Below are 24,022 nucleotides of genomic sequence, written 5' to 3' on the forward strand. Positions count from 1 at the left end.
ACACCAATTGCATATAAAAAAAGACTGAGCAACGATCGCTCAGTCTCTGATAATTCATTTTTCTTAGCGTTTACCTTTAATATAAGGTTGGCCACTTGCCTTTGGTGCATTTGCTTTACCAATAAAGCCTGCTAAAGCAAGGATTGTTAGGACATATGGTAAAATTTGCAGATAAACGGCTGGCACATTCTCGATAAATGGAATTTGACTTCCTGCAATACTTAATGTTTGCGCTAAACCGAAGAATAATGCTGCACCTAGCGCACCCATTGGATGCCATTTCCCAAAAATCATAGCGGCAATAGCCATGAAACCTTGACCAGCAATTGTCGCATGTGAGAAGTCATGTGTAATTGTTTGTGCATAAACTGCACCGCCAAGACCACCTAATGCCCCAGAAATAACAACAGCAATATAACGCATTTTATTAACATTAATCCCCATAGTATCTGCTGCCATTGGATGTTCACCAACAGCTCGTAAACGCAATCCAAATGGCGTTTTATAGATGATAAACCATGCACTAATTGCTACAGCAAACGCTAATATAGATGTACTGTATACATCATGGAACAATAATGGCCCAAAGAATGGAATATCCTCTAAATAAGGAATACCGAAACGGTCGATTGGACGAGTAATCATATCCGTTTGACCTTTATCATAAATCATTTTTACTAAGAATACTGTTGCGGCTAAGCCAAGTAAGTTGATTGCTACCCCTGATACCGTTTGATCGGCACGGAAGGAAATAGAAGCAACAGCATGGAAAAGAGAGAAAATCCCACCGATAATCATAGCTGCTAGCATTGCTACCCAAATTGTTGCCGCACCTAATGATGAAGCGAATTCTAAATTGACAAAAATACCAACAAAAGCACCAACAATCATTAAGCCTTCTAGCCCGATGTTGACAACACCAGAGCGTTCAGAGAATACCCCACCGATGGCTGTAAAAATCAAAGGTGTTGCATAAAGAATCGCTGAAGGGATGATGAAATATAACATTTCTAAAAAGCTCATGTTATTGTCCCTCCTTTTTCTTGCTCAGCTTTTGTAAGCCTACTCGAATAATATAGCCTGATGCAACGAAGAAAATAATCAATGCAATGATAATGGATACGATTTCTTCTGGAATACCCGCAGCATTTGGCATATTTAGTGCACCATATTTCAATGAACCGAAAAGTGAAGCCCCAAACACTACCCCAAGTGGTGTATTCGCCCCAAGTAGGGCAACGGCGATACCGTCAAAACCGATCCCAGTAAAGCCCGGTTTAATAGATGCATTTTGGAACGTTCCCAAAGCTTCCATCGCACCACCCAGACCTGCAAACATACCTGAAATCGTCATCGCTAGAATAATATTTTTATTGACGCTCATACCTGCATAATCAGCAGCATTTTTGTTAAAGCCTACTGCTTTTAGTTCATAGCCACGTGTAGTTTTTTCCAAGATGAACCACATCACAACTACCATTAAAAGTGCAACAATGATCCCATAGTGAAGACTTGAATTGTCTGTTAGCTCTCTTAAAAACGGAGAACGTAATGATGCTGACTCATGAACACGTTCTGTTTTAAAGCTACCATCGGACAATTTTTTGATCGCTGCGTTGGCAATATAAAGCGCTGTATAGTTCAGCATAATTGTCGCAATAACTTCATGAACTTTAAATTTCGCTTTTAAGAAACCTGCAATAAAGGCCCAAAATGCACCAGCTGCAGCTGCAGCAAGCAATGCCAATGGTAAATGAATGACTTTAGGTAGTTCAAATGCATAACCTACCCAAGCAGCTGCCAGCCAACCTAAAATAAGCTGACCTTCAACACCAATATTGAACAACCCTGTGCGGAAAGCAAACGCTACTGCAAGACCTGCCAAAATATATGGTGTGATTTGTCGAATTGTGTTCCCAATCGAATATGAATCTCCAAAAATACCTGTCCAAAGAGCGATATAACCTTCAACTGGGTCATAACCACTGACTACCATGACGATAGCCCCTACAATTAAACCGATAATGATAGAGATGATAGGAACGAGTAAATTAATGACACGATTTGACATTAGTCGTTCCCCTCCTTCGCATCATGCTTATTATTTTTTTTACTTTGTCCAGCCATTAATAAACCTAGCTCTTGCTCTGTAGTTTCTTTAGGATTTAGCTCATCCACAATTTGTCCATCATAAATAACGGCAATACGATCCGAGACATTCATAACCTCATCTAATTCAAATGAGATTAATAGAACCGCTTTTCCTTTATCACGTTGCTCAATAAGACGAGAGTGAATGAATTCAATAGCCCCAACATCGAGTCCACGCGTTGGTAGAGCGGCAATCAATAAATCTGGATTACGGTCAATTTCACGACCAATAATAGCTTTTTGTTGGTTACCACCAGATAAAGCACGAGCTGGTGTCATTTCACCATTACCAGTACGTACATCATACTCTTTAATGATTTGGCGAGCTTTCTCAGACACTTTTTTATAGTCCATAACAAAGCCCTTCGCTATTGGAGATTGGTAATATGTTTGTAGAGCAATATTATGACCAATAGGGAAATCTAACACTAAGCCATGCTTATGACGGTCTTGTGGGATATGTCCAACACCTTCCTCTGTAATTTTACGAGGCTTCATGTTGGTAATTTCTTTGCCATTTAACTTAACTGTCCCACTTTTGATTTTACGAAGACCCGTAATGGCCTCAATTAATTCAGATTGACCGTTACCATCAATACCAGCAATACCGACGATTTCACCTTTGCGAACATTTAAGTTTAAACCTTTGACTTTGTCGATGTTTCGGTAATCCGTTACTATCAAGTTCTCAATAGATAGCACTTCTTCAGTTGGATTGGCATCGATTTTTTCTGTTTTAAATTCAACTTGACGGCCTACCATCATTTCTGCTAATTGATCAGGATTTGTGGCAGCGGTTACAACTGTACCAATACCTTCACCTTTACGGATAATTGTTACACGATCTGAAACTTCCATAATTTCTTTTAGCTTATGGGTAATTAAAATAATCGATTTACCTTCTGCAATTAGTCGACGCATAATTTGAATCAATTCTGTAATCTCTTGAGGTGTTAATGAAGCAGTTGGCTCATCAAAAATTAAAATTTCAGCACCACGATACAGTGTTTTCAAAATTTCTACACGTTGTTGCATACCAACTGTAATGTCTTCGATTTTGGCATATGGATCAACATCCAATCCATATTTTTCAGAAAGTGCTTGTACTTTCTTAGCCGCATCTTTTATGTTAACAACCCCCATTTTAGTAGGCTCAGTACCTAAAATGATGTTTTCTGTTACCGTAAAATTTTCTACTAACATAAAGTGCTGATGCACCATACCAATTCCTAAATCATTGGCAATATTCGGGTTTGTAATTTTTACAGCCTTCCCACGAACGCGAATTTCGCCACCCTCTGGTTGATACAAACCAAAAAGGACGTTCATCAAAGTCGATTTACCTGCACCATTTTCACCTAGCAATGCATGGATTTCGCCTTGTTTCAGTTGGAGGGTGATGTTATTATTCGCCACGAAATTACCGAATTCTTTACGGATTCCTAGCATTTCAATCACATATTCCAAAATTGTCACTCCCTTAATAGGCACTATTATTAAGTCTTTTATTTTAGCGTATAGTATCTGCTGCTACATGATTGATGGTACAGATAAGCCATACGTCCAATATTCATATTTCTACCAGAGGCTTTTGTTTATATCCCCTATCGAGGCAGATGTTTTGCTAAATTAATACAGGAAAGGTCATCGTTAGAAACCTTTCTTCTATTAACTTGGAACCTACATTAGTGAATCATTATAACTACCTCAATAAGGTTCATATAAATCTAGTTAAATAGAGTATTGCGAATAATCTAAATATAACGATAGATTGAAAAATCATCATAAGGTCCTTCTAAAAAGTCCCTTATGATGATCAAAAGATGAATTATTTTTCCACTTTTTCTGGAACTTTGATTTCACCCTTAGCAATTTTCTCTTTATATTCTTCAATTACTTTTTGTACATCTTCTGGAATTGCACCACGAGAATCAGCAAGTTTAACGCCATCTTCAGCTAAACCGTAAACAAGTGTTTCTCCACCTGGGAAATCACCATTTTTTGCTCTGTTTGAAATATCTACTACTGCTGTATTAACACCTTTTAACATAGAAGTTAATGTTACGTTTGTTTTATCGTCTACTTTACCTTCTTCGTATTGGTCAGCATCAACACCAATTACCCAAATATTTGCATTAGGATCTTTTTTCTTACGTTCTTTTGCTTCAGAGAATACACCGTTACCAGTTGCACCTGCAGCATGGAAGATTACATCAACACCTGAAGAGTACATACCGTTTGCTGTAATTTTACCAACATCCGCCTTATCAAATGCTCCTGTGTATTTATCTTCGATGACGATATCTGGGTTTACAGCTTTTGCCCCTTCAATGAATCCTGCTTCAAAGCGATTAATAACTGGAATATCTACGCCACCTACGAAGCCGATTTTACCGGATTTAGACATTTTTGCAGCTGCTACACCCGCCAAGAAAGCACCTTCTTGCTCTTTGAACAGTACTGATACTACGTTGTCTGCTTTAACTTCAGCATCAATGATCGCAAATTGACCATCTGGATTTTCCTCAGAAATTGCAGCCATTGAATCCTCCATCATATAACCAATACCGAAAATTAAATTGAAGTCACGACGTAATAATGCATTTAAGTTTGCATCATAGTCTGCATCTGATTTTGATTGTAGGTAGTCAAAACCACCATCGCCTTTTTTAAGACCATGTTCTTTTCCGTAAGCTTGAACACCTTCCCATGCAGATTGGTTGAATGATTTGTCATCAACGCCACCTACGTCAGTAACCATTGCTACTGAGAAAGCTTCTTCAGTTTTGTCACCGCCTGAAGCATTGTCATTGTCTTTTGCAGGTTTTTCGTCGTCTTTCGCACCACAAGCACCTAAAATAGCACTTGCCGCTAATACTGATGTTAATACTAAACCAAATTTACGTTTTTTCATTTAATTAACCCCCCAAAGGTATTGTAATTAGCAGGAAAAAATTTAGAAATGTTCTACACCCGTTTACGAACTACATGGAAGCTGAATTTATCAGCTCGGAAATAATTTTTTGAATAGAGCACTACTTGATCATGCTCATCGTAATGCAACTGCTTTAACACTAAAAGAGCTGTTTCACGTCCACAATTTAAGATCGGTGAGGCTTGTTCATGATATCCTACTGGATCAATATATGTAACAGCGTAGGCTACATGAATTTTGCCAGATTGCTCAAGAGCAGAGAACAGTGAAACTTCTTTTTTTTCGACAAAGTCAGTAGGCAGGAAGCTTGCAGGTAGCCTGTCTATGCAGTATACTACTGGTTCGCCATCCGCTGTTCTGACACGTTCAATCGTGAGTATTTTATCTTCGCCATCACATTGGAAGCGTTTTAAATCTTCCTCAGAAGGTACGTGCTCAGTCGCTTTTAAAAACCGCGAACCTGGCTCCATACCCGCTGCCTCGATCATAGAAGAAATGCTCGATAAATGCTCGATGCCTGATGTAAACAACGGCTTAGGATTGACAAAAGTCCCAACCCCATGTCGGCGCACAATCACATTTTCCTCTTCCAACAGTCGAAGTGCTTCTCTAAGTGTTGCTCGACTGACTCCTAGTGATTTCGATAATTCAAATTCTGACGGAAGCTTTTCATTTTCTTTAAAAATACCAGCCTCAATGTCAGATTTTAAACGATCGATTACTTGAAGATAGAGATGACGATGATCTGCTTTAATAGTCACATATATCACCACCAAAATCAGAGATCAGACATCTGATGTACAACATTCCTACTAATCGTTCATAAATATAACATTTTTGCAGAATGAAATAAACAGTTTTAAAGAAAATCTGTTATAGAATTCATTCTTTCTTCATTTTTATTGCAAATATTTGGACAAAAATACAGTGAAACACAGTTATTTTTGTCCAATTTTTTGGTTAGTTATCATACTGGTGAACAAGTACTTGACGCGGTTTACTTCCCTCTGGAGGCCCTACAATCCCGCGTTGTTCCATTTGATCGACAATACGTGCAGCCCTTGAATAGCCAATTCGGAAGCGACGTTGAAGCATAGATACTGATGCTGTTTGCATGCTGACAACTAATTGGACAGCTTCCTCATATAATTCATCTGTTTCCTCTAAAATGGTTTCTTCTTCAGTAGGAATCATCTCCTCCTGATACTGTGCCTTTTGCTGTTCTATAACAAAATTCACAACAGCTTCAACCTCTTGATCTGATAAAAAAGCACCCTGCACCCTTTTTGGTTTCGAAGCCCCGGCAGGTAAAAATAGCATATCACCACGACCAAGTAGGCGTTCAGCCCCACCCATGTCTAAAATGGTTCTTGAATCAATTGCTGAAGAAACTGCAAATGCAATTCTTGAAGGTATATTTGCCTTTATGACGCCTGTTAAGACATCTACACTCGGTCTTTGTGTTGCAATTATTAAATGAATCCCTGCAGCGCGTGCCATTTGCGCTAAACGTGTAATTGAATCCTCTACATCACTTGATGCAACCATCATCAAATCCGCTAACTCATCCACAATGACAACGATATACGGTAGCTTTGGATGCTTTTCTTCTGTTTGCTCATTAACCTTTTGTACATGAGCATTATAGCCCTCAATATTTCGTGTACCTGTATGAGAAAACAAGTCATAACGGCGTTCCATTTCAGATACCACTTTTTTTAGTGCTTGCGAGGCTTTTCGTGCATCTGTCACGACAGGCGCCAATAAATGAGGAATACCATTATAAACATTTAACTCCACCATTTTTGGGTCAATCATCATGAGCTTCACTTCATGTGGTTTTGTACGCATTAGTATGGATACAACTATGCCATTTATGCAGACACTTTTCCCGCTACCTGTTGAACCAGCTACAAGTAAATGTGGCATTTTATTGAGCTCTGCTAGAACCGCTTGTCCTGTAATGTCACGACCAAACGCTACTTGTAACAATGCATCAGGCTTAGCACCATCCTTAGATTCTAATACCTCACGAAGTGTCACAATGGCTACCTCACTATTTGGCACTTCAATACCAATCGCTGATTTCCCAGGGATAGGAGCTTCCATACGAATATCTTTAGCGGCAAGTGCTAGCGCAAGATCATCTTGCAGATTGACAATTTTGCTTACTTTCACACCTATATCTGGTAAAATTTCATATTTCGTGACAGCTGGTCCCAAATGGACTTGTGTCACCTTTGCTTTTACACCAAAGCTTTGTAATGTTTGTTCTAGCTTTTTAGCATTAGCTTGAATCACCGAATATTCACCGCTTTGGTCATGCTGAGGTGGTAATTGTAATAGATTATAGGATGGGAGCTGATAATCTGCATTTTCTACAGTATCAGTGCCTTGAATATGGACATCATCCGTTGCTTCTTCTAGTTCATTTTCCACCATCGTTGGCGTATCAAATACAGCTCTTTCCTGTGAGACATTTTGCGTAAAAGCAGAGATAATCGGCTCATGAGGTATTTCCTCCTCTTGTTCTGGCACATCTGTCATTTGATTAACTGCTGCTACCTCATCTCCACTTTCTACTCTAGAGCGACGATTGCTAGGCTTTTTCGGTGTATTTTTTTTCTTATCACGGTGTTTCTTTTTCCATTTGCCAAATAGACCTGGCATTTTTTCAGCTAAATAAGGCACCAATGCCTTACCTGTGACTAAAATTAACCCTATAAAGAAAATAACCCAAGCAACGACTTTTGCCCCTGATGCTTCAAATAACACGTGGAGGCCGCTAAATAATAGAGCACCAATCATCCCACCACCTAGAGCATTGCTACGATGAATAATACCTTCTGTATTGATCAATATGCGCCACGATTCACGAAGAACAGAATCAGATAATAGACCACCTGATTTCGATAATTGCTCAAATAATATGCCATGGCTAAAAATGGTTAAACTCATAATAATGAGTACCATGCCCAGTATTAATCGATCCTTCAAACCAATTTTTTTACGACCAATCATCATTAACAACGCAACAAATATAAGCATAAATGGAACAGCAAAATGTAAATTACCTAAAAGAAACATGGCGATTGTTTGTAAAATCCGCCCAATCATACCGAATTCAAAAATCATAATGACTGCTAAGGCAATTAAAAGCAGTCCTAAAATTTCATACATAAGCGGATGCATGTCTTTTTTTTCAGTTGTCGCTTTACTTTTAGTTCCTTTCTTTCTTTTACTAACTGCCATCTATTTTCACCTTCTTTTGCAATCCATTTTATATATGTAGCGAATCATCACAAGTAGAACTTGACTATTTCAAAAAAAGGATTTTCCACCGCAATTGGGAGAAAATCCTTTTTCTTTTACTTTTTCCTCAAAGCATTGACGATAAGCTTGTTCAATTAGTACTCCATAATAATTGGAATAATCATTGGGCGACGTTTTGTTTTTTGGAATAAATACGTATTTAGTGTATCTCGAATTTCTTGTTTAATATTCGTCCATTCAAATGTATCTTTACCAACATATTTTTCAATGACGTTTTTCGCAATGTCAGATGCCTCAATCATTAATTCCTCTGATTCTCGTACATATACAAAGCCTCGCGATAAAATCTCTGGGCCAGAGGCAATTTTCTTTTGTGCGCGGTTTAATGTCACAACCACAATGAAAATACCATCTTGTGATAATAATTTACGATCACGAAGAACAATATTCCCTACATCGCCTACACCAATACCATCAATTAAGACGTTACCAGCTTGTACACGACCACTCATGCGCATTTTATTATTTTTATACTCTACAATATCCCCTTTATCAGCGATAAAAATTTGTGATTTTTGCATACCAAGCTGTTGCGCTAACTTCGAGTGAGCAATTAGCATGCGGTACTCGCCTTGTACAGGGACAAAATACTTTGGCTGCATCAAATTCAGCATAAGCTTTAAATCTTCCTGACTACCATGTCCTGATACATGAACATTTTTGCTAGAAGTCAAAATTTCAGCGCCTGCTTTGGACATAGAGTTCATCGTATTAGCCATTTGTACTTCCATGCCAGGAGAAGGAGTAAATGTGATTAGCACTGTATCCCCTTGCTTAATTTTAATATCACGATGGTGCTTGCGGACGATTTTCTCTAATGCATCTAGAGGCTCTCCTCTATTACCTGTTGCAATAATGATAATTTCATCATCTTGATATTTTTGCATTTCTGAAATCGGAATAATTGTATCTTCTTCAACTGTTAAATAACCTAGCTGTACGCCTAAATCAACAGCCTTTTCCAATGGTTTACCAACAATCACAACTTTACGGAATGATTTTTGGGCTTGGGCAAAAACTTGTTGAATACGAATAAAATTCGATGCATAAACAGCTACTAAAATACGACCTGGTGCTGAGTGGAATGTTTTTGATAATTGTTCTTCAATCACAATCTCCGATGTCGTATATCCTGGTCGTTCAGCTTCGCACGATTCAGATAAGAGAATAAACACACCGTCTTCTCCTAATTGTGCCATTTTTGCTAAATCAGGTTTGAATTTACCTGTTGCTGACTGATCGAATTTAAACTCTCCTGTATGAACAATCGCGCCTTCAGATGTATGGAACACCACCCCTAACGAATCGGGAATACTATGTGTTGTGTGGAAGAATGTTACATACGTTGAATTGAAATTCATACGACTTCGATTTGTTACTTCAAAAAATTTCACCTGATGTGGTGCAGGTAATTCTTTTAAATGTTCCTTTGCTAATGCAATTGTTAATTTTGATCCGTACACAGGTGCCTTTATTTTTTGTAAAACATAGGCAATAGAACCGATCGCATCTTCATGACCATGTGTTAAGAAAATACCTTTCACACGCTCTTTATTTTCTTCTAAGTACGTAATGTCAGGAATCACGATATCTATGCCTAGCATCTCATCTTCTGGGAACATTAAGCCGCTATCCACTACAAATAGCTCTTCATCAATTTCTACTACGTACATTGCTTTCCCAATTTCGCCTACCCCCCCAAGAGGGATGATACGAATTAATTCATTTTTCTTTTTTGTCAATTTATTTCCTCCTAAAAAATATCCCGAACAGCAACCACTTAACATTTATTATACGGTTTGCAAAGCTTTTGCACAAATTAAAAATACATGTTTCACGTTGGAAATAGATTTTCTTTTATTTGCTTATTATTAGGAGAGGGATCAGCAGATATTGGATAACTTGTATCATGATAGTCATATTAGTATTTTTGAGGATGAGAAGTAATGGATTGAGGGGTCTTTCATCTTTTTTCTAGCATACAAAAACGAGGCTGAAAGAATCTCAGCCTCGGTGCTTTTTATCTAAAACTTTTCGCTTTTTCTTGATACGTATCCCAAATTCTGTCGAAGTTAGCTTTCTCTTGATCTGTCATTTCCATCATTGGTAGACGTACATTGAGTGTATCAAAACCTAATTTTGTCATCGCATATTTAATAGGCGAAGGATTTGGTTGAGCGAACAGCGCACGTACTAAAGGTAATAATGCTCGGTGAATTTTGGCTGCTAGCTTATGATTTCCTTCTTCAAACGCTTTAATCATTAATTGCATATCATTGCCTACAACGTGAGCTGCTACGGAAATAACGCCTGCCCCGCCAATTGCCATTAGAGGTAATGTTAAGCCATCATCTCCACTATAAACTAAGAAATCATCTTCTGGGTCAACATTCTCGATAATATCACCCATTTGATCTAAATTACCACTCGCTTCTTTAATCCAAGCTATGTTTGGAATCTTGCTTAACGCAACAGAAGTTTCATAGGCAACATTGACACCAGTACGCCCTGGGACATTATAAAGCATAACAGGTAGACTCGTTTGTTTAGCAATTGTTTCAAAGTGAGCAAAAATCCCACGTTGATTTGGCTTATTATAGTATGGAGCTACTAGCATGATGCCATCGGCTCCATTTTCTTCTGCTTTATGAGTCATTGCGATAGAGTATGCCGTTTCATTATCCCCTGTGCCGGCAATAACGGGTACACGACCAGCTACTTTCTCTACTGTAAAGCGCACAACTTCAATTTTCTCCTCCGTTGACATCGTTGGGTTTTCAGAAGTCGTACCACAAGCAACTATACAATCTGTACCGTTATCTATCAAATGATTAATAATACGTTCTAGTTCTGGATAATTAATCGTGCCATCATCTTTGAACGGCGTAATCATTGCCGTTCCAATTCGACCTAAATTCATCCTTACACCCCTCTTATAGTAAGTTATCCTCAAGCATTGCTTCTGCAATTTGGATAGAGTTTAATGCGGCGCCTTTTAATAAATTGTCAGAAACGATCCATAGATGGAATCCTTTGCTATTGTCTAAATCTTGACGGATACGTCCTACAAAAGTAGCGTCTTCCCCTTCTGCATAAATAGGCATTGGGTAAGTTTGTGTTGCAATATCATCTTGTAATATCACACCTGGTGCATTGCGTAATACGTCGAAAATTTCTTGAATTGACGCTTCTTTCTCTACCTCAATATAAACTGATTCAGAGTGACCTGAAACAACTGGCACACGAACACAAGTAGCAGCTACTTTTAGCTCTGGTGCATGCATAATTTTTTTGGTCTCATTAATCATCTTCATTTCTTCGTATGTAAATCCATTATCTGTAAATTTATCAATTTGTGGAATGACATTACGAGCGATTGGGTAATGACGTTTATCACTACCAGACGGTAAAATAGTTGCTTCTACATCTTTACCTGCTTCCCAGTTTGCGCTTTGTGCCTTTAATTCTTCAATAGCAGAAATACCTGCACCTGATACTGCTTGATAAGTTGAAACAATTACTTTCGTTAAACCAAATGCATTACGAATTGGTTCAAGTGCAGCTACCATTTGAATTGTTGAGCAGTTTGGATTCGCAATAATCCCTTTATGCTTCGCTAAGTCGCCACGATTCACTTCAGGAACGACAAGCGGTACCTCTGGATCCATACGGAAATGGCTCGTATTATCAATTACTACTGCACCACGCTTAGCAGCTTCAGGTGCAAGCACAGCTGATACTGACCCACCAGCTGAGAATAAAGCGACATTGACGCCTTCAAAAGCTTCAGGTGTCGCTTCTTCAATTGTATATGTTTGACCATTAAATTCGATTGATTTTCCTGCTGAACGAGCAGAAGCAAGAAATTTAATGTTCCCAATTGGGAATTTACGTTTAATTAACTGCTCCATCATTTTCGAACCAACTGCCCCTGTTGCCCCAACAACTGCAACCGTTAACTGCTTTGTCATCTGTCATCTCTCCTTGAATACATGTTTCATAATGTGTGCTATTGTATCACAAAAATACTGAAAATTGTGTGTAATATATGATTTATTTGAAATATTGTATCAACAGCGGTTGTAATTGCTTTTTCTGCGTAATTGCTGCATGAACAGTATCCACCATTTGATCAAAATCAGCAATTAAAGAATTCGGTTTGGAATGAGGGGAATCTTGACCAAATGGAATAAAATAGATGTTTTTAGCATTTAACAACTTCATAATATTAATACCATTTAAGCCAAGTGCATCGTTTGTTGAAATACCTAATACTACAGGAGACCCATTACGTAAAGTTGCCTTCGCTGCCATTAATACAGGACTATCTGTTGCTGCATTAGCAAATTTACTAATGCTATTGCCTGTCATTGGCGCAATGACCATTGCATCTAAAGGATTGGATGGTCCAAATGGCTCCGCCTCTTTTATAGAAGAAATAACCTTTTCACCCGTTAATGCTTCTATTTTTGCAATCCACTCTTCCCCTGTCCCAAAGCGGGTAGCCGCATGTAAAACGGAGTGGGTAATGATAGGAATAACTGTAGCCCCAACATCAATAAAATTTTGAATTTTAGGCACTACATCTTCATAAGTACAATGCGAAGCAGTAATACCTAGGCCAATTCGTTTCCCCGTTAACAATTTTCTTCCTCCTCTATTGCCTTGCACAATATTGTAGCTGCGTCATGTGCAAAGTATTTCCCAGGCAATGATGGCAATAGTACATACGTTTGTAATTGATCAGCATCTATATCTAAACAGCCTGGCTCTGAGGCTAAATCATATAAAACTGCTGGAACATGCTCAATAAATGACTCTGTAATCCATTTTGCTGGAATTGTATTTATAAAAATGCTATCCGTAATAGACCATTGACGGTCATCTAAATTTGTAGCTTTATAACCATATGCTTTTGCTTCACTCACTTGTACAACTGAACGTGCCACAATATGAACATTCGCACCCATTTTAACAAGTAAAGAGGCGAGCATTTTGGCGATACGACCGAAGCCTGCGATCGTAAAATTTTGTCCGTAAATACATTTTTGCTCGAGTCCGTAGAACGTGGCGATAAATCCCTCCGCTGTTAACCGAGCATTTTGCCAAATAAACGATTCTTGTTGTAAATAACAAATGGATTCATTTTTCTCCAGCAATTGCTTCCAATGCATCGTTAATCGACCTGTATAAAATTTAACTTGTGATATGCCATATAGTTGCTCAACTTCTATTTTCAACGGAAGAATAGGTAGGATAATTTTATTTGGTTGGAATTCTAAAACAAGTTTATTTAACTCTTCGTTCCAAACTGTCGTTCTTTTATAAAACACTGTTCTCGATGGACTTCTTAGCATTGTCGCTAATTCCTTTAATCTCGAGTCCTCACCGATAACAAGCCATTTTTCGTTTTCCAAAAGCTCACCTCACTGTAAATATTCTGATTGTACTGTAGATGTCTTATTAAATAAAATCCGATCTTCTCCAATTAATATAATTTCATGCCAAGGTATCATTTCACTAACTTTCATCTTCTTTTTTTGGAATGGTAATTTATCTTTCACAATCTCAAATCCATGTATTTTTCCTGTTTGCACATCCAATAGGCATTCTGTATGTGCTAAAATGCCAAAATGTACGCCACCCTCAATTTGAATTAATTCTTTATCCACCATCTCAGATAGTAGCATGCCTCATCTCCCTCCTTGAGCCGTTACCTCAATATATGCCGAGTTTTTGCAAATCGTGCCCCCTACCAAAAGTAGGAATATGTTGCATTTTTACCGCCTACTGTATATAGTGTATATATACAGTTATAAGAGGTGAGGATTTGTGCATATTCATTTAAGTAATGCTAGTGATAAGCCTATTTATGAGCAAATCACCACACAACTCAAAGAGGCCATTCTAGCGAATAAATTTCAAGCAGGTGATGCACTACCATCTATTCGTGCCCTAGCAAAGGATTTAAAAATAAGTGTGATGACGACCAAACGAGCATATGCCGATTTAGAGCGAGATGGCTTTATTGAAACAGTCGCTGGAAAAGGAAGCTTTGTCACCGAACGTAATCAAGATTTTTTACGCGAGGAGTTACTACGTCAGGTGGAGGAACATTTGCAGAGGGCGGTAAGAGCAGCGAAAACAGCTGGTCTTTCTAAAGAAGAAATGCAAGAATTAATATCTTTACTGTTAGAGGAGGAAATTTAAATGAATGCCATTGAAATTCATGGTCTACATAAGATTTTTGAAGGCTTTTCCCTTAAAGATGTAAGCTTTTCAGTCCCTCAAGGAACGGTAATGGGCTTTGTCGGTGAAAATGGGGCAGGAAAATCAACTACCATTAAATGCATGCTGAATTTATTAAAAAAAGAATATGGCGAAATATTGCTTTTTGGTCAGGATCATGTCGAACATGAGCTATCGATAAAAAATGACATCGGTGTAGTGTTTGACGATTTACATGTACCTGAGACGCTAAATGCGACGCAGCTCGACAAGATTATGAAAAAGGTATTTCAAACGTGGGATTCTAGCTATTACTTTGAACGATTGACTCAATTTAACGTACCAAAGAGGAAGAAGATCAAGGAACTATCACGAGGAATGAGGATGAAGCTGTCGATTGCATTAGCCTTGTCACATCATCCAAAATTATTGATTTTAGACGAACCAACAAGTGGACTAGATCCTATTATTAGGGATGAAATTTTAGATTTATTTTTAGCATTTATGCAGGATGAAACACATAGCATTTTATTTTCTTCTCATATTACAAGTGATTTAGAAAAAATTGCTGACTATATTACGCTCATCCATAATGGTGAAATTTTATTGAGTGAAAGTAAAGACGCTCTATTATATGATTACGGCATTTTCAAAGGGAGTAGTGAGGAAGTAAGCGTATTGCCAGAGCATGCCATTATAAAAAAACGAAATGGAGCATTCGGAATTGAAGCCCTCGTTCTGAAACATGAAGTAAACGAGGCTTTCCGACTCGAAAAACCTTCTATAGAGGATATCATGCTATTTTTTGTGAAAGGTAGTGTTTAAATATGATAGGTCTTATAGTAAAAGATTTAATGACTATTCAACGTCAATTGAGATCCCAGGCATACGTTGTTCTATTTCTTCTTGTGATGGCGATCTTTATGCAGCAAAGCTCAATGCTGCTGGCTGTTATTGTCTTTATTGTAACGATTCAAGCTATAACTGCTCTTACCTACGATGAGCAAAGTAGCTGGGATAAGTATGCCAATACCCTACCGATTTCTAAAGGGGATATTGTTCTTAGTAAATATATACTGAGTGTATTGCTTATGATCATTGGTCTTATTATTGCACTGCCCATTATATTTCTTATCAATTATTTTACCGATCAAGGTATCACCACAGATTTTTTCCTAACATTTAATATGATTGTGACATTGGCTCTCTGTCTGTTAGCTGTATTATTACCTATTTATATTAAATTTGGCTCCATTAAAGGAAAAATGGTTTTGATTGCGCTTTGTTTTATCCCAGGCTTCTTGTTAGGGATGTTTAAAGAGAATCTACCCAATATACCCTTCACTTTTTTAAATGTTAAACAGTTTATGTTTGTAACACCATTTGCCGGATTATTAATACTTTGGCTATCCTCGTTAATTTCTACAGCCATTTATAAAAGGAAAGAGTTTTAGGGAGGGGTTCTATGCGGGCATTATTGTTACAAAGATTTGTCGTACAAAAATGGTCTCTCATTTTTGCAATGGCCTTATGTCTACTCCTTAATTTTGTTCACTTCTCCTTCGTGGATAGCCCTTCCATTGGTTTGGTGATCGTCGTCATTTCGGCCACACTTGTTGAAAATTTATACAGAGGAGATCGACAAGTAAACTGGGAAGTGTTTGTCAATAGCCTACCTCTGTCAAAAAAGGCGCAATTGCAGTCTGATTTCCTTTATTGCTATGGCCTTATTACTCTGCTCTTTCTTTTCATTGCACCAATCTATTTCTCTCAACCTGAAGCTTCTACAGATTTTTTGGAGCATTTTGCTATGTATTTCGCTTATATAAGCAGTGCTTATTTTCTCATCTGTAGTCAATTTTATATTCAGCAGCTTCAAGAAAAGGAGGGAATGCGAACTATCAGAATGCTTACAACTACCTTGCTGATTATTCTGCTAAACTTTGTTGTTCATTACTATTTATCATTAGTAGCTGGAAACTTATTCACCTTAGTGCTCCCAACAATTGTTAGCATCCTCATTAGCGTTCTTACGTTCCATAAATGTCTTCATTTATATATACGACAAGAGAAATTTGCTAACTATTCATTGAAAAATAGGCTGCCTTTATTGGCAACCTATTTTTTATCAATGACAACATGTATCAATTTGTCATTGGCAATATCAATCGTAAAGGCTTTGCCAAATCCTACGACATACCGCCCAGCTACTGGCGTTAACTCAAATAATGAGAAATCAAGTGAACGTAACATTGCCATCATTTTTGCATTAAATAGTTGATCAAAGGCTGCAAATACTTTCTCATGCCCTTCATTGCCCAAATTTTTAGGCTGACATTGCCAGCGTGCTCGCTCTGTGGCAAAAGGATTAGCTGTTACTGCTTCATCCGCTACACAAATTAAATCGACTACTTCTGACTTCTCCATTAGCTGGTAATGCTCTGCAATCCGACTAATATAAATATAAAATTTTCCATTTAGTCGTACAAAAGGGGCTGTACTACTAAAAGGCCTGCCTTCTCCATCCACGAAGCTTAACACACAATTTTTTTTATTTTGAATAAATGCCTCATAATCCTGTTTAACTTGTTCCAAATCGATTGCTTTTGGCATGTATTTTCCTCCTAAGCTTTGACCGTATTTTTTAATTGAATTCTTGGAGCACCATCCCATGAAACATATTGAATTTCCGCTTCCATCCGATAGATTTGTTGAATCATCCGCTCTGTCATGACTTCATCTGGTGTACCCATATGAGCTCTTTTTCCATCCTTTACCACCACTATTTGATCACTGTAGCTAGAGGCTTGGTTTAAATCATGGAGTACCATCACAACGGTCATGCCCATGTCACGATTCAGCTCTCGCACTAATTCTAGCACTTCATGCTGATGCGCAATATCTAAGAATGTCGTGGGCTCATCTAATAATAAAACTTCGGGCCGTTGCGCTAAAGCCATGGCAATCCATGCGCGCTGTGCTTCTCCCCCAGACAAGGCAGCAATGGGCTTTTCTTTATAATGTGAAAGACCAGTTTTTTCTAATGCCCAATCAATAATGTTCTCATCCTCTGCATTGAGACGCTCAAACCACTTTTTATGTGGATAACGACCATAGGCCACTAAATTTTTGACAGATATATCAGTTGGGGCTTGATTTTGTTGACTAAGCATACACATTTTTCGAGCAATTTGTTTTGAGGATAATCGACGCATATTTTCCCCATCAAACAAAATAGTTCCTGTCTGGTACGGCTGCATCCTTGCAAGGGCCTTTAATATCGTTGATTTGCCAGAGCCATTCGGTCCAATGATGGATAGGATTTCGCCTTTTTTCACATCAAAAGAAAAGTCATGGACAACTTCCTTTTGTTCATAGCTGATAGATAACTGTTCAATCTTTAACATTAAAACGCCTTCTTTCTCATTAAGTATAAGAAGTAAGGTCCACCAATGACGGCCATTAAAATACCTGCTGGAATATCAAGAGGTGCAAATAATGTCCGCCCGCCAGTATCGGCAATCAATAAGACAATCGCACCCAAGGCCATACTCATCGGCAACATATACTTATAATCTGAGCCAACGAGTAATCTAGCCATATGCGGTACGATTAATCCAACAAAACTAATCATACCAACTGCAGCGACTGAAATAGCTGCTAGAAAAACAGCTAAAATAGATAACATAATACGAATACGCGTTACACTTTCTCCTAAATTGGTCGCCACCTGATCACCTAAACGAATGATATTGGCTTTGCGAATCGCAAAAATGGATAGTACCCAACCTATGATGGCATACAAATAAATCATATGTAGTGATGCATTCCCTTTTGCAGCGAGACTACCATTCATCCATTGCACAGCTGATGGCAAACGATCACTATAAAGAATCGATAAAAATCCAATGACTCCGCCGCATAAAGCGTTCACGGCTACCCCCGATAAAATAATAGTGATGGGTGTAATGCCTGTCCGTCTCCAAGCGAGAGCATAAACAATTGCAGCCGCAATCAATCCGCCCACAAATGCAGCTAAAGGAATGAAGTGTGTCAACTCTGGATTTGCTAAAAGGATGAGTAATACAAAGGCTGCTGCCCCGCTTGTTACCCCTGTTAATCCAGGATCTGCTAACGGATTGCCCATAACTGCCTGCAATAAGGCACCCGAAATGGCAATACTTGCACCAATAATTAAAGCCAATAACACTCGAGGTAATCGGATATCCCAAATTATTGTTGTATATACACCTTCCTGATCATGTCCATTGAGAAGGGTGGTTAAAATATTAGGAACGGAAATATGAACACTACCTAACCCGACCGCAATGATTGCCACTACTATCGTAACCACAAAGGTTGTAATTATAATCATGCGACTTCTTGTTGTATGAATCATACCTTTACCTCACGAACTTATTTATAGAAATAATCTGCAATTGTTGTCAGTGCTGTTTCTACATTCGTAATAGATGTTACACCGAATGTGCTGTAATCAAGTACATAGATTTTATTATTTTTATAGGCTGATAATTGTTGCCAAGCGCTATTTTTTTCAATTTCTTGTTTAAATTTATCTTCATTTGCCCCGTGGTCACCCGATGCTAACACAAAAACAATGTCTGGGTCAGCCACAATAATATCTTCAAGATTCATAGGTGAATAAGTTGAATCTGCTTTTAACACAGATTTCGCAATATTGTCTGCCCCTAATCGTTCCACTAAGCTTCCTAAATAAGATTTGTCGTTCATTACCATAAAGGAATCCGATGTACCGATTACAAGCATTACGGAAGGTAATTCTTTGCCTTGTGCTTGAGCTTCTAACTCTTTTTCCTTTGCTACGATTCTTTGTAAAACGTCATTCATTTTTTCTTCTTTAGCAAAGTACGTACCTAGCACTTTAAAGCTCAATTTTAAGTCCTCATACGAATCTGTCGGTAAATAAGCTGTCGGCAAATTCATCCCTTGAAGTGCCTGATCGAGCGAGCTTTGTAGGGAGGAAGCTCCAATTATTAAATCCGATTGTAAGCTCGAGATGACCTCTAAGTCAGGTGACATAGGTGAGCCTATTTTTGTAATCGAATCAAAATCTGTTGGTATAGGATTGGTCGATGTTGGTACCCCTACAGGTGTAATTCCTAGGAGATGTAACATTTCTGTTAATGGAACCGAAGTGGTTACTATGTTTTCTGGTATGGTCGTTGGGAAGCTTGCTAATGCTTTTTGAAAGGCTTCTTCATCTACCCCATCCTGAATCTTGGCTTTTTGTACTTTAGCTGTATTAGCTGTTTCTTGTTGCTGTGTTTCTTCTTTCTTCACCTCTATGTCGATATTTTTATCTTCCTGCTCTACACAGCCAACTAGTGTTAATGAAATCACAAAGGTACTAGCGATAAGCCATTTTTTCACCTATATATCCTCCAATCAACTTTTTAATTGAAAATGATTTTCAATATCATTTATACTATCAAAGCTAATTGAGAATTACAACACCTAATTGATAAAGAGGAAAACACGAAAAAGGAGAACTTCGAAAATAATCAAAGTTCTCCTCTTACAATTATTTAATTTTGTTGACTTTATTCACTAGGACCGATAATCGAAATAGCTGGTTCTGCTTTTAATATTTTAGCAATTAGACGATCTATCGACTCCATCGATACAGCATCTATCGAGGCAAGAACATCGTCTACAGTTCGATGCTTCCGATGGACAAGTTCACTCGTTCCATTGCGATTCATACGAGCACCCGTCCCCTCTAATCCAAGAACGAAGCTCCCTTTCAGTTGCTCTTTCGCATTATCAAGCTCCTCCTCCGTAACACCGCCTGCAACAATATCCAGTAACGTGGCATCAATCGTATGTTGGAGCTGTGCTAATTGTTGACGGCTTGTACTACCATAAATCGTAAAAGCACCAACATCTGCATAACAGGATTGATAAGAAAAAATAGAATAAGCTAACCCGCGTTCTTCACGTACCTCCTGAAACAGACGAGAACTCATATTGCCTCCAATAATATTGTTCAGAGCAATAAAGCTATACATATCTGGATCTTTTACACCGATTGCTGGATAAGAAATGGCTAGATGGGCTTGCTCTGTATCGCGTATTTTTGTAATCTCTCCCGGATAAAATGGAGGATTTGTTAGCACAGGCGCTACAGCATGTGGTGAAGGCTGATATTGTCCAAATAAATCTTCAATCTTTTGTAAAAGCTGCGGAGAAATATTTCCTGCAATAGAAATTACAACAGACTCTGGACCATAATGTTTGGCCATATATTGTCGAATTGTTTCTGCTGTAAATGTCTTTAACGTAGCTGCAGTACCAAGTATTGGACGACCAAGTGCGTCATTCGGATACATGACACTCCATAGCTTTTCATGTACATCATCATCAGGAGCATCTTCGCTCATTAATATTTCTTCTAACACCACTTGTCGTTCTTTTTCTAATTCTTCCTCTGCAAACGTAGAATTAAAAAACATATCAGCAAGTATTGTGACAGCGAGCTCTGCATGATGATCTAAAACTTTTGCATAGTAACATGTATTTTCTTTAGACGTGAAGGCATTTAGCTCTCCTCCAATTCGATCAAATTCTTCCGCAATTTGACGAGCTGAGCGAGTAGCTGTTCCTTTAAACAACATATGCTCAATAAAATGTGTAATACCATTCTCTTCAGGTAGTTCATAGCGGGAACCTGCATTCACAAAAATACCTAATGCAACTGATCGAACATGATCAATCTGCTCAGATACAATACGAACACCATTTTGACATGTATGTACTTGAACCAAAAAATCTCCCCCAATTCTTAATTTCTCTATTGTATAATTCCTAACATTCTTTTTGTTACTATCTAAAAAGGCTGCGCAATCATACGCAGCCCTTTGATCATTTTTATTTTTCTTGTTCAGCGCGTTCTTTTTCCTCTTGAATCACAACTTTACGAGATAAATTCACACGACCTTGCTTGTCGATTTCAATCACTTTAACAAGTAATTGATCACCAAGTTTTAAGACATCCTCTACTTGCTTCGTACGTTCCTCTTGAATTTCGGAAATGTGAAGTAAACCATCTTTTCCTGGGAAAATTTCACAGAATGCACCGAATTTTTCAATACGCTTCACTGTTGCTAAGTAGTATTCCCCTACTTTTGCTTCACGTACGATATCTTCAATAATTTGTTTTGCACGAGCATTCATTTCTTCATCAGCGGAAGAAATATAGATTGTACCATCTTGTTCCGTATCAATCTTAACGCCTGTCTCTTCAATAATTTTGTTAATTTGTTTACCACCAGGTCCAATTACATCGCGAATTTTATCTGGATTAATTTTCACAATAACAATTTTTGGTGCAAATTCAGATAACTTTTCACGTGGTTCTGAAAGTGTTGCTAGCATTGATTCTAGAATATGCATACGACCAACCTTAGCTTGTGTCAGTGCTTCTTCTAAAATATTGCGAGATAAACCATCGATTTTAATGTCCATTTGTAAAGCTGTTACACCTTTAGCTGTACCAGCAACTTTAAAGTCCATATCTCCTAGATGGTCTTCCATTCCTTGAATATCCGTTAAAATTGAATAGTGTTCACCTTTTTTAATAAGACCCATAGCAATACCTGCCACTGGTGCTTTTAATGGAACACCTGCATCCATCATCGCTAATGTTGATGCACAGATAGATGCTTGAGAAGTAGATCCGTTCGATTCAAGTACTTCTGATACACAACGAATTGTATATGGGAATTCTGATTCATCTGGAATAACTGCCTCTAATGCACGTTCACCTAACGCACCATGACCAATTTCACGACGGCCTGGTCCACGGATTGGGCCAGTTTCCCCTACAGAAAATTGTGGGAAGTTATAATGGTGCATAAAGCGTTTCGATTCTTCAACACCTAAACCGTCAATAATTTGTACATCACCTAGTGCGCCTAGTGTACAAATAGATAGTGCTTGTGTTTGTCCACGTGTAAACAGACCAGAACCATGTGTACGTTGTAATAAGCCTGTTTCAGAAGAAAGTGGTCGAATTTCATCTAGCTTACGACCATCTGGACGAATCTTATCTTCCGTAATTTGACGACGAACTTCATCTTTAACCATTTTATCTAAAATTGTATAAACTTGTTTCATTGTTTCATCATCGGCTTCTTGTTCTTCATAAGAAGCGATAATACGATCTTTTACAGCTTGAATCGCCTCATCACGTGCATGTTTCTCCGCAGTTTGAATAGCATCATGCATATCCGTCTCACAAGCTGCTTTTATGTCGGCTTGAATCGCCTCATCAATTTCAAATAGTGTCACAGGTAATTTTTCTTTACCTACTTCCGCCACAATTTGCTCTTGGAAAGCAATGATTTTTTTGATTTCTTCATGACCGAACATAATTGCTTCTAACATAATTTCTTCTGGAACTTCAAGTGCCCCTGCCTCAACCATGTTGATGGCATCTTTGTTCCCTGCAACAGATAAATGAATTGTCGAATGATTCGATTGTTCTACTGTCGGGTTTACGATGAATTCTCCGTCAATATAACCTACTTGTACACCAGCTATTGGCCCATCAAATGGAATATCTGAAATAGCTAAAGCTAATGATGAACCAACCATTGCTGCCATCTCTGAAGTACAATCAGGATCGTTTGACATAACCATAGAAATGACTTGTACCTCGTTACGGAAACCATCTGGGAACATCGGACGAATTGGACGGTCGATTAAACGGCTTGCTAAAATCGCTTTTTCAGATGGACGTCCTTCACGTTTAATAAAGCCGCCAGGAATTTTACCTGCAGCATATAGACGCTCTTCATAGTTAACTGTTAGTGGGAAGAAATCAAGTGGTTTAGGTGATTTAGACATTGTTGCTGTAGCAAGTACAGAAGTATCGCCATAGCGTACTAGTACGGCTCCGTTTGCTTGTTTTGCTAACTGTCCGACTTCAATTACAAGTGGACGGCCAGCCCATTCGTAGGAATAGACTTTCTTTTCGTTCATTCAATGAACCCCTCTCTATTATAAAAACACTTACTTCGTCTGTATGTACTAATAGTAAGTGTACCAAAAATGCTTGTTCTATGCTAAATAATATTTCATGAAATAATCATACATTTAAATTCAGTTATTGCCAATTTATTTAAGATTTATTTCTATATTTAATTGAAAAAGCATTTTGGTATATGGATTTTTTTATATTGATTCCTTCTTGACGAAAAGTAATGTATGTAAATGGAAGTAACTGTTATCAAACATTATTTTTTCTAGTGCAAGTTTTAACAATAGCTTTATTATAACATGGTGCTTAACATACAACATCTTACTAGTATAAAGAAAGTTCCGTATGTAGTA

Annotated in this window: 21 protein-coding genes and 1 pseudogene; 4 read left to right on the plus strand and 18 right to left on the minus strand. The window is 38.0% G+C overall.

The window, feature by feature from the left end:
• Window positions 1–63: 63 nt before the first annotated feature.
• The 12 genes from ABC382_RS10175 to ABC382_RS10230 all read right to left on the minus strand — a co-directional run bounded on the left by ABC382_RS10175 (window position 64) and on the right by ABC382_RS10230 (window position 14,109).
• Window positions 64–1,023, minus strand: a complete 960-nt coding sequence (locus ABC382_RS10175; RefSeq protein ID WP_407133080.1) for an ABC transporter permease — start codon at window positions 1,021–1,023, stop codon at window positions 64–66.
• Between the two features lies 1 nt (window position 1,024).
• Complete coding sequence (locus ABC382_RS10180; RefSeq protein ID WP_407133079.1) at window positions 1,025–2,071, minus strand: ABC transporter permease; 1,047 nt, start codon at window positions 2,069–2,071, stop codon at window positions 1,025–1,027.
• Window positions 2,071–3,618, minus strand: coding sequence for an ABC transporter ATP-binding protein (locus tag ABC382_RS10185; protein WP_407133844.1), 1,548 nt, complete (start codon window positions 3,616–3,618; stop codon window positions 2,071–2,073). The genes ABC382_RS10180 and ABC382_RS10185 overlap by 1 nt, the downstream gene beginning before the upstream one ends.
• A 361-nt stretch (window positions 3,619–3,979) precedes the next feature.
• Complete coding sequence (locus ABC382_RS10190; protein WP_407133077.1) at window positions 3,980–5,065, minus strand: BMP family lipoprotein; 1,086 nt, start codon at window positions 5,063–5,065, stop codon at window positions 3,980–3,982.
• 53 nt (window positions 5,066–5,118) lie between these two features.
• Window positions 5,119–5,847, minus strand: a complete 729-nt coding sequence (locus ABC382_RS10195; RefSeq protein ID WP_274796032.1) for a GntR family transcriptional regulator — start codon at window positions 5,845–5,847, stop codon at window positions 5,119–5,121.
• A gap of 199 nt (window positions 5,848–6,046) precedes the next feature.
• Window positions 6,047–8,338, minus strand: coding sequence for an FtsK/SpoIIIE family DNA translocase (locus ABC382_RS10200; protein ID WP_412926800.1), 2,292 nt, complete (start codon window positions 8,336–8,338; stop codon window positions 6,047–6,049).
• Between the two features lie 155 nt (window positions 8,339–8,493).
• Window positions 8,494–10,161, minus strand: coding sequence for a ribonuclease J (locus ABC382_RS10205; protein WP_274796030.1), 1,668 nt, complete (start codon window positions 10,159–10,161; stop codon window positions 8,494–8,496).
• Between the two features lie 278 nt (window positions 10,162–10,439).
• Window positions 10,440–11,339 (minus strand): 4-hydroxy-tetrahydrodipicolinate synthase, encoded by a 900-nt coding sequence (gene dapA, locus ABC382_RS10210; RefSeq protein ID WP_274796029.1) that lies wholly within the window; start codon window positions 11,337–11,339, stop codon window positions 10,440–10,442.
• Window positions 11,340–11,352: 13 nt separating this feature from the next.
• A complete protein-coding gene (locus ABC382_RS10215; protein WP_274796028.1) occupies window positions 11,353–12,390 on the minus strand; it encodes an aspartate-semialdehyde dehydrogenase in 1,038 nt (345 codons plus the stop codon).
• An 82-nt stretch (window positions 12,391–12,472) separates the two neighbouring features.
• Window positions 12,473–13,063 (minus strand): dipicolinate synthase subunit B, encoded by a 591-nt coding sequence (locus ABC382_RS10220; protein WP_274796027.1) that lies wholly within the window; start codon window positions 13,061–13,063, stop codon window positions 12,473–12,475.
• Window positions 13,057–13,836 (minus strand): NAD(P)-dependent oxidoreductase, encoded by a 780-nt coding sequence (locus tag ABC382_RS10225; RefSeq protein ID WP_274796026.1) that lies wholly within the window; start codon window positions 13,834–13,836, stop codon window positions 13,057–13,059. The genes ABC382_RS10220 and ABC382_RS10225 overlap by 7 nt, the downstream gene beginning before the upstream one ends.
• Window positions 13,837–13,845: 9 nt before the next feature.
• The gene (locus ABC382_RS10230) at window positions 13,846–14,109 is read right to left on the minus strand and encodes a YlmC/YmxH family sporulation protein (protein ID WP_004224966.1); all 264 of its coding nucleotides are present in this window, start codon (window positions 14,107–14,109) and stop codon (window positions 13,846–13,848) included.
• Window positions 14,110–14,251: 142 nt separating this feature from the next.
• On the opposite strand from ABC382_RS10230, the gene ABC382_RS10235 reads away from it, so the two are divergent.
• The 4 genes and pseudogenes from ABC382_RS10235 to ABC382_RS10250 all read left to right on the plus strand — a co-directional run.
• The gene (locus ABC382_RS10235; protein WP_274796025.1) at window positions 14,252–14,629 is read left to right on the plus strand and encodes a GntR family transcriptional regulator; all 378 of its coding nucleotides are present in this window, start codon (window positions 14,252–14,254) and stop codon (window positions 14,627–14,629) included.
• Window positions 14,630–15,472, plus strand: coding sequence for an ABC transporter ATP-binding protein (locus tag ABC382_RS10240; RefSeq protein WP_322605956.1), 843 nt, complete (start codon window positions 14,630–14,632; stop codon window positions 15,470–15,472).
• 2 nt (window positions 15,473–15,474) lie between these two features.
• Complete coding sequence (locus ABC382_RS10245) at window positions 15,475–16,101, plus strand: ABC-2 transporter permease (protein WP_341385733.1); 627 nt, start codon at window positions 15,475–15,477, stop codon at window positions 16,099–16,101.
• Between the two features lie 11 nt (window positions 16,102–16,112).
• Window positions 16,113–16,664: pseudogene (locus ABC382_RS10250) on the plus strand (ABC-2 transporter permease); the annotation flags it as partial.
• A 101-nt stretch (window positions 16,665–16,765) separates the two neighbouring features.
• Here ABC382_RS10250 and ABC382_RS10255 read toward each other — a convergent pair.
• From ABC382_RS10255 to pnp, 6 genes are all read right to left on the minus strand, one after another.
• Window positions 16,766–17,260, minus strand: coding sequence for a pyridoxamine 5'-phosphate oxidase family protein (locus ABC382_RS10255; protein WP_412926801.1), 495 nt, complete (start codon window positions 17,258–17,260; stop codon window positions 16,766–16,768).
• An 11-nt stretch (window positions 17,261–17,271) separates the two neighbouring features.
• Window positions 17,272–18,054, minus strand: a complete 783-nt coding sequence (locus tag ABC382_RS10260) for an ABC transporter ATP-binding protein (RefSeq protein WP_312505212.1) — start codon at window positions 18,052–18,054, stop codon at window positions 17,272–17,274.
• Entirely contained in the window at window positions 18,054–19,046 is a 993-nt protein-coding gene (locus ABC382_RS10265) for a FecCD family ABC transporter permease (protein ID WP_313470726.1), read from the minus strand. Before ABC382_RS10265 ends, ABC382_RS10260 begins: the two co-directional genes overlap by 1 nt.
• Before the next feature lie 17 nt (window positions 19,047–19,063).
• Window positions 19,064–20,059 carry an ABC transporter substrate-binding protein gene (locus ABC382_RS10270; RefSeq protein WP_274796017.1) on the minus strand — a complete coding sequence of 332 codons (996 nt, stop codon included), beginning with the start codon at window positions 20,057–20,059 and terminating at the stop codon, window positions 19,064–19,066.
• Between the two features lie 170 nt (window positions 20,060–20,229).
• Entirely contained in the window at window positions 20,230–21,453 is a 1,224-nt protein-coding gene (locus tag ABC382_RS10275) for a M16 family metallopeptidase (protein ID WP_312505206.1), read from the minus strand.
• Between the two features lie 103 nt (window positions 21,454–21,556).
• Entirely contained in the window at window positions 21,557–23,671 is a 2,115-nt protein-coding gene (gene pnp / locus ABC382_RS10280) for a polyribonucleotide nucleotidyltransferase (protein ID WP_274796015.1), read from the minus strand.
• Between the last annotated feature and the right edge of the window lie 351 nt (window positions 23,672–24,022).

Source organism: Lysinibacillus phoenicis, assembly GCF_047238325.1.
Taxonomy (GTDB): Bacteria; Bacillota; Bacilli; order Bacillales_A; family Planococcaceae; genus Lysinibacillus; species Lysinibacillus irui.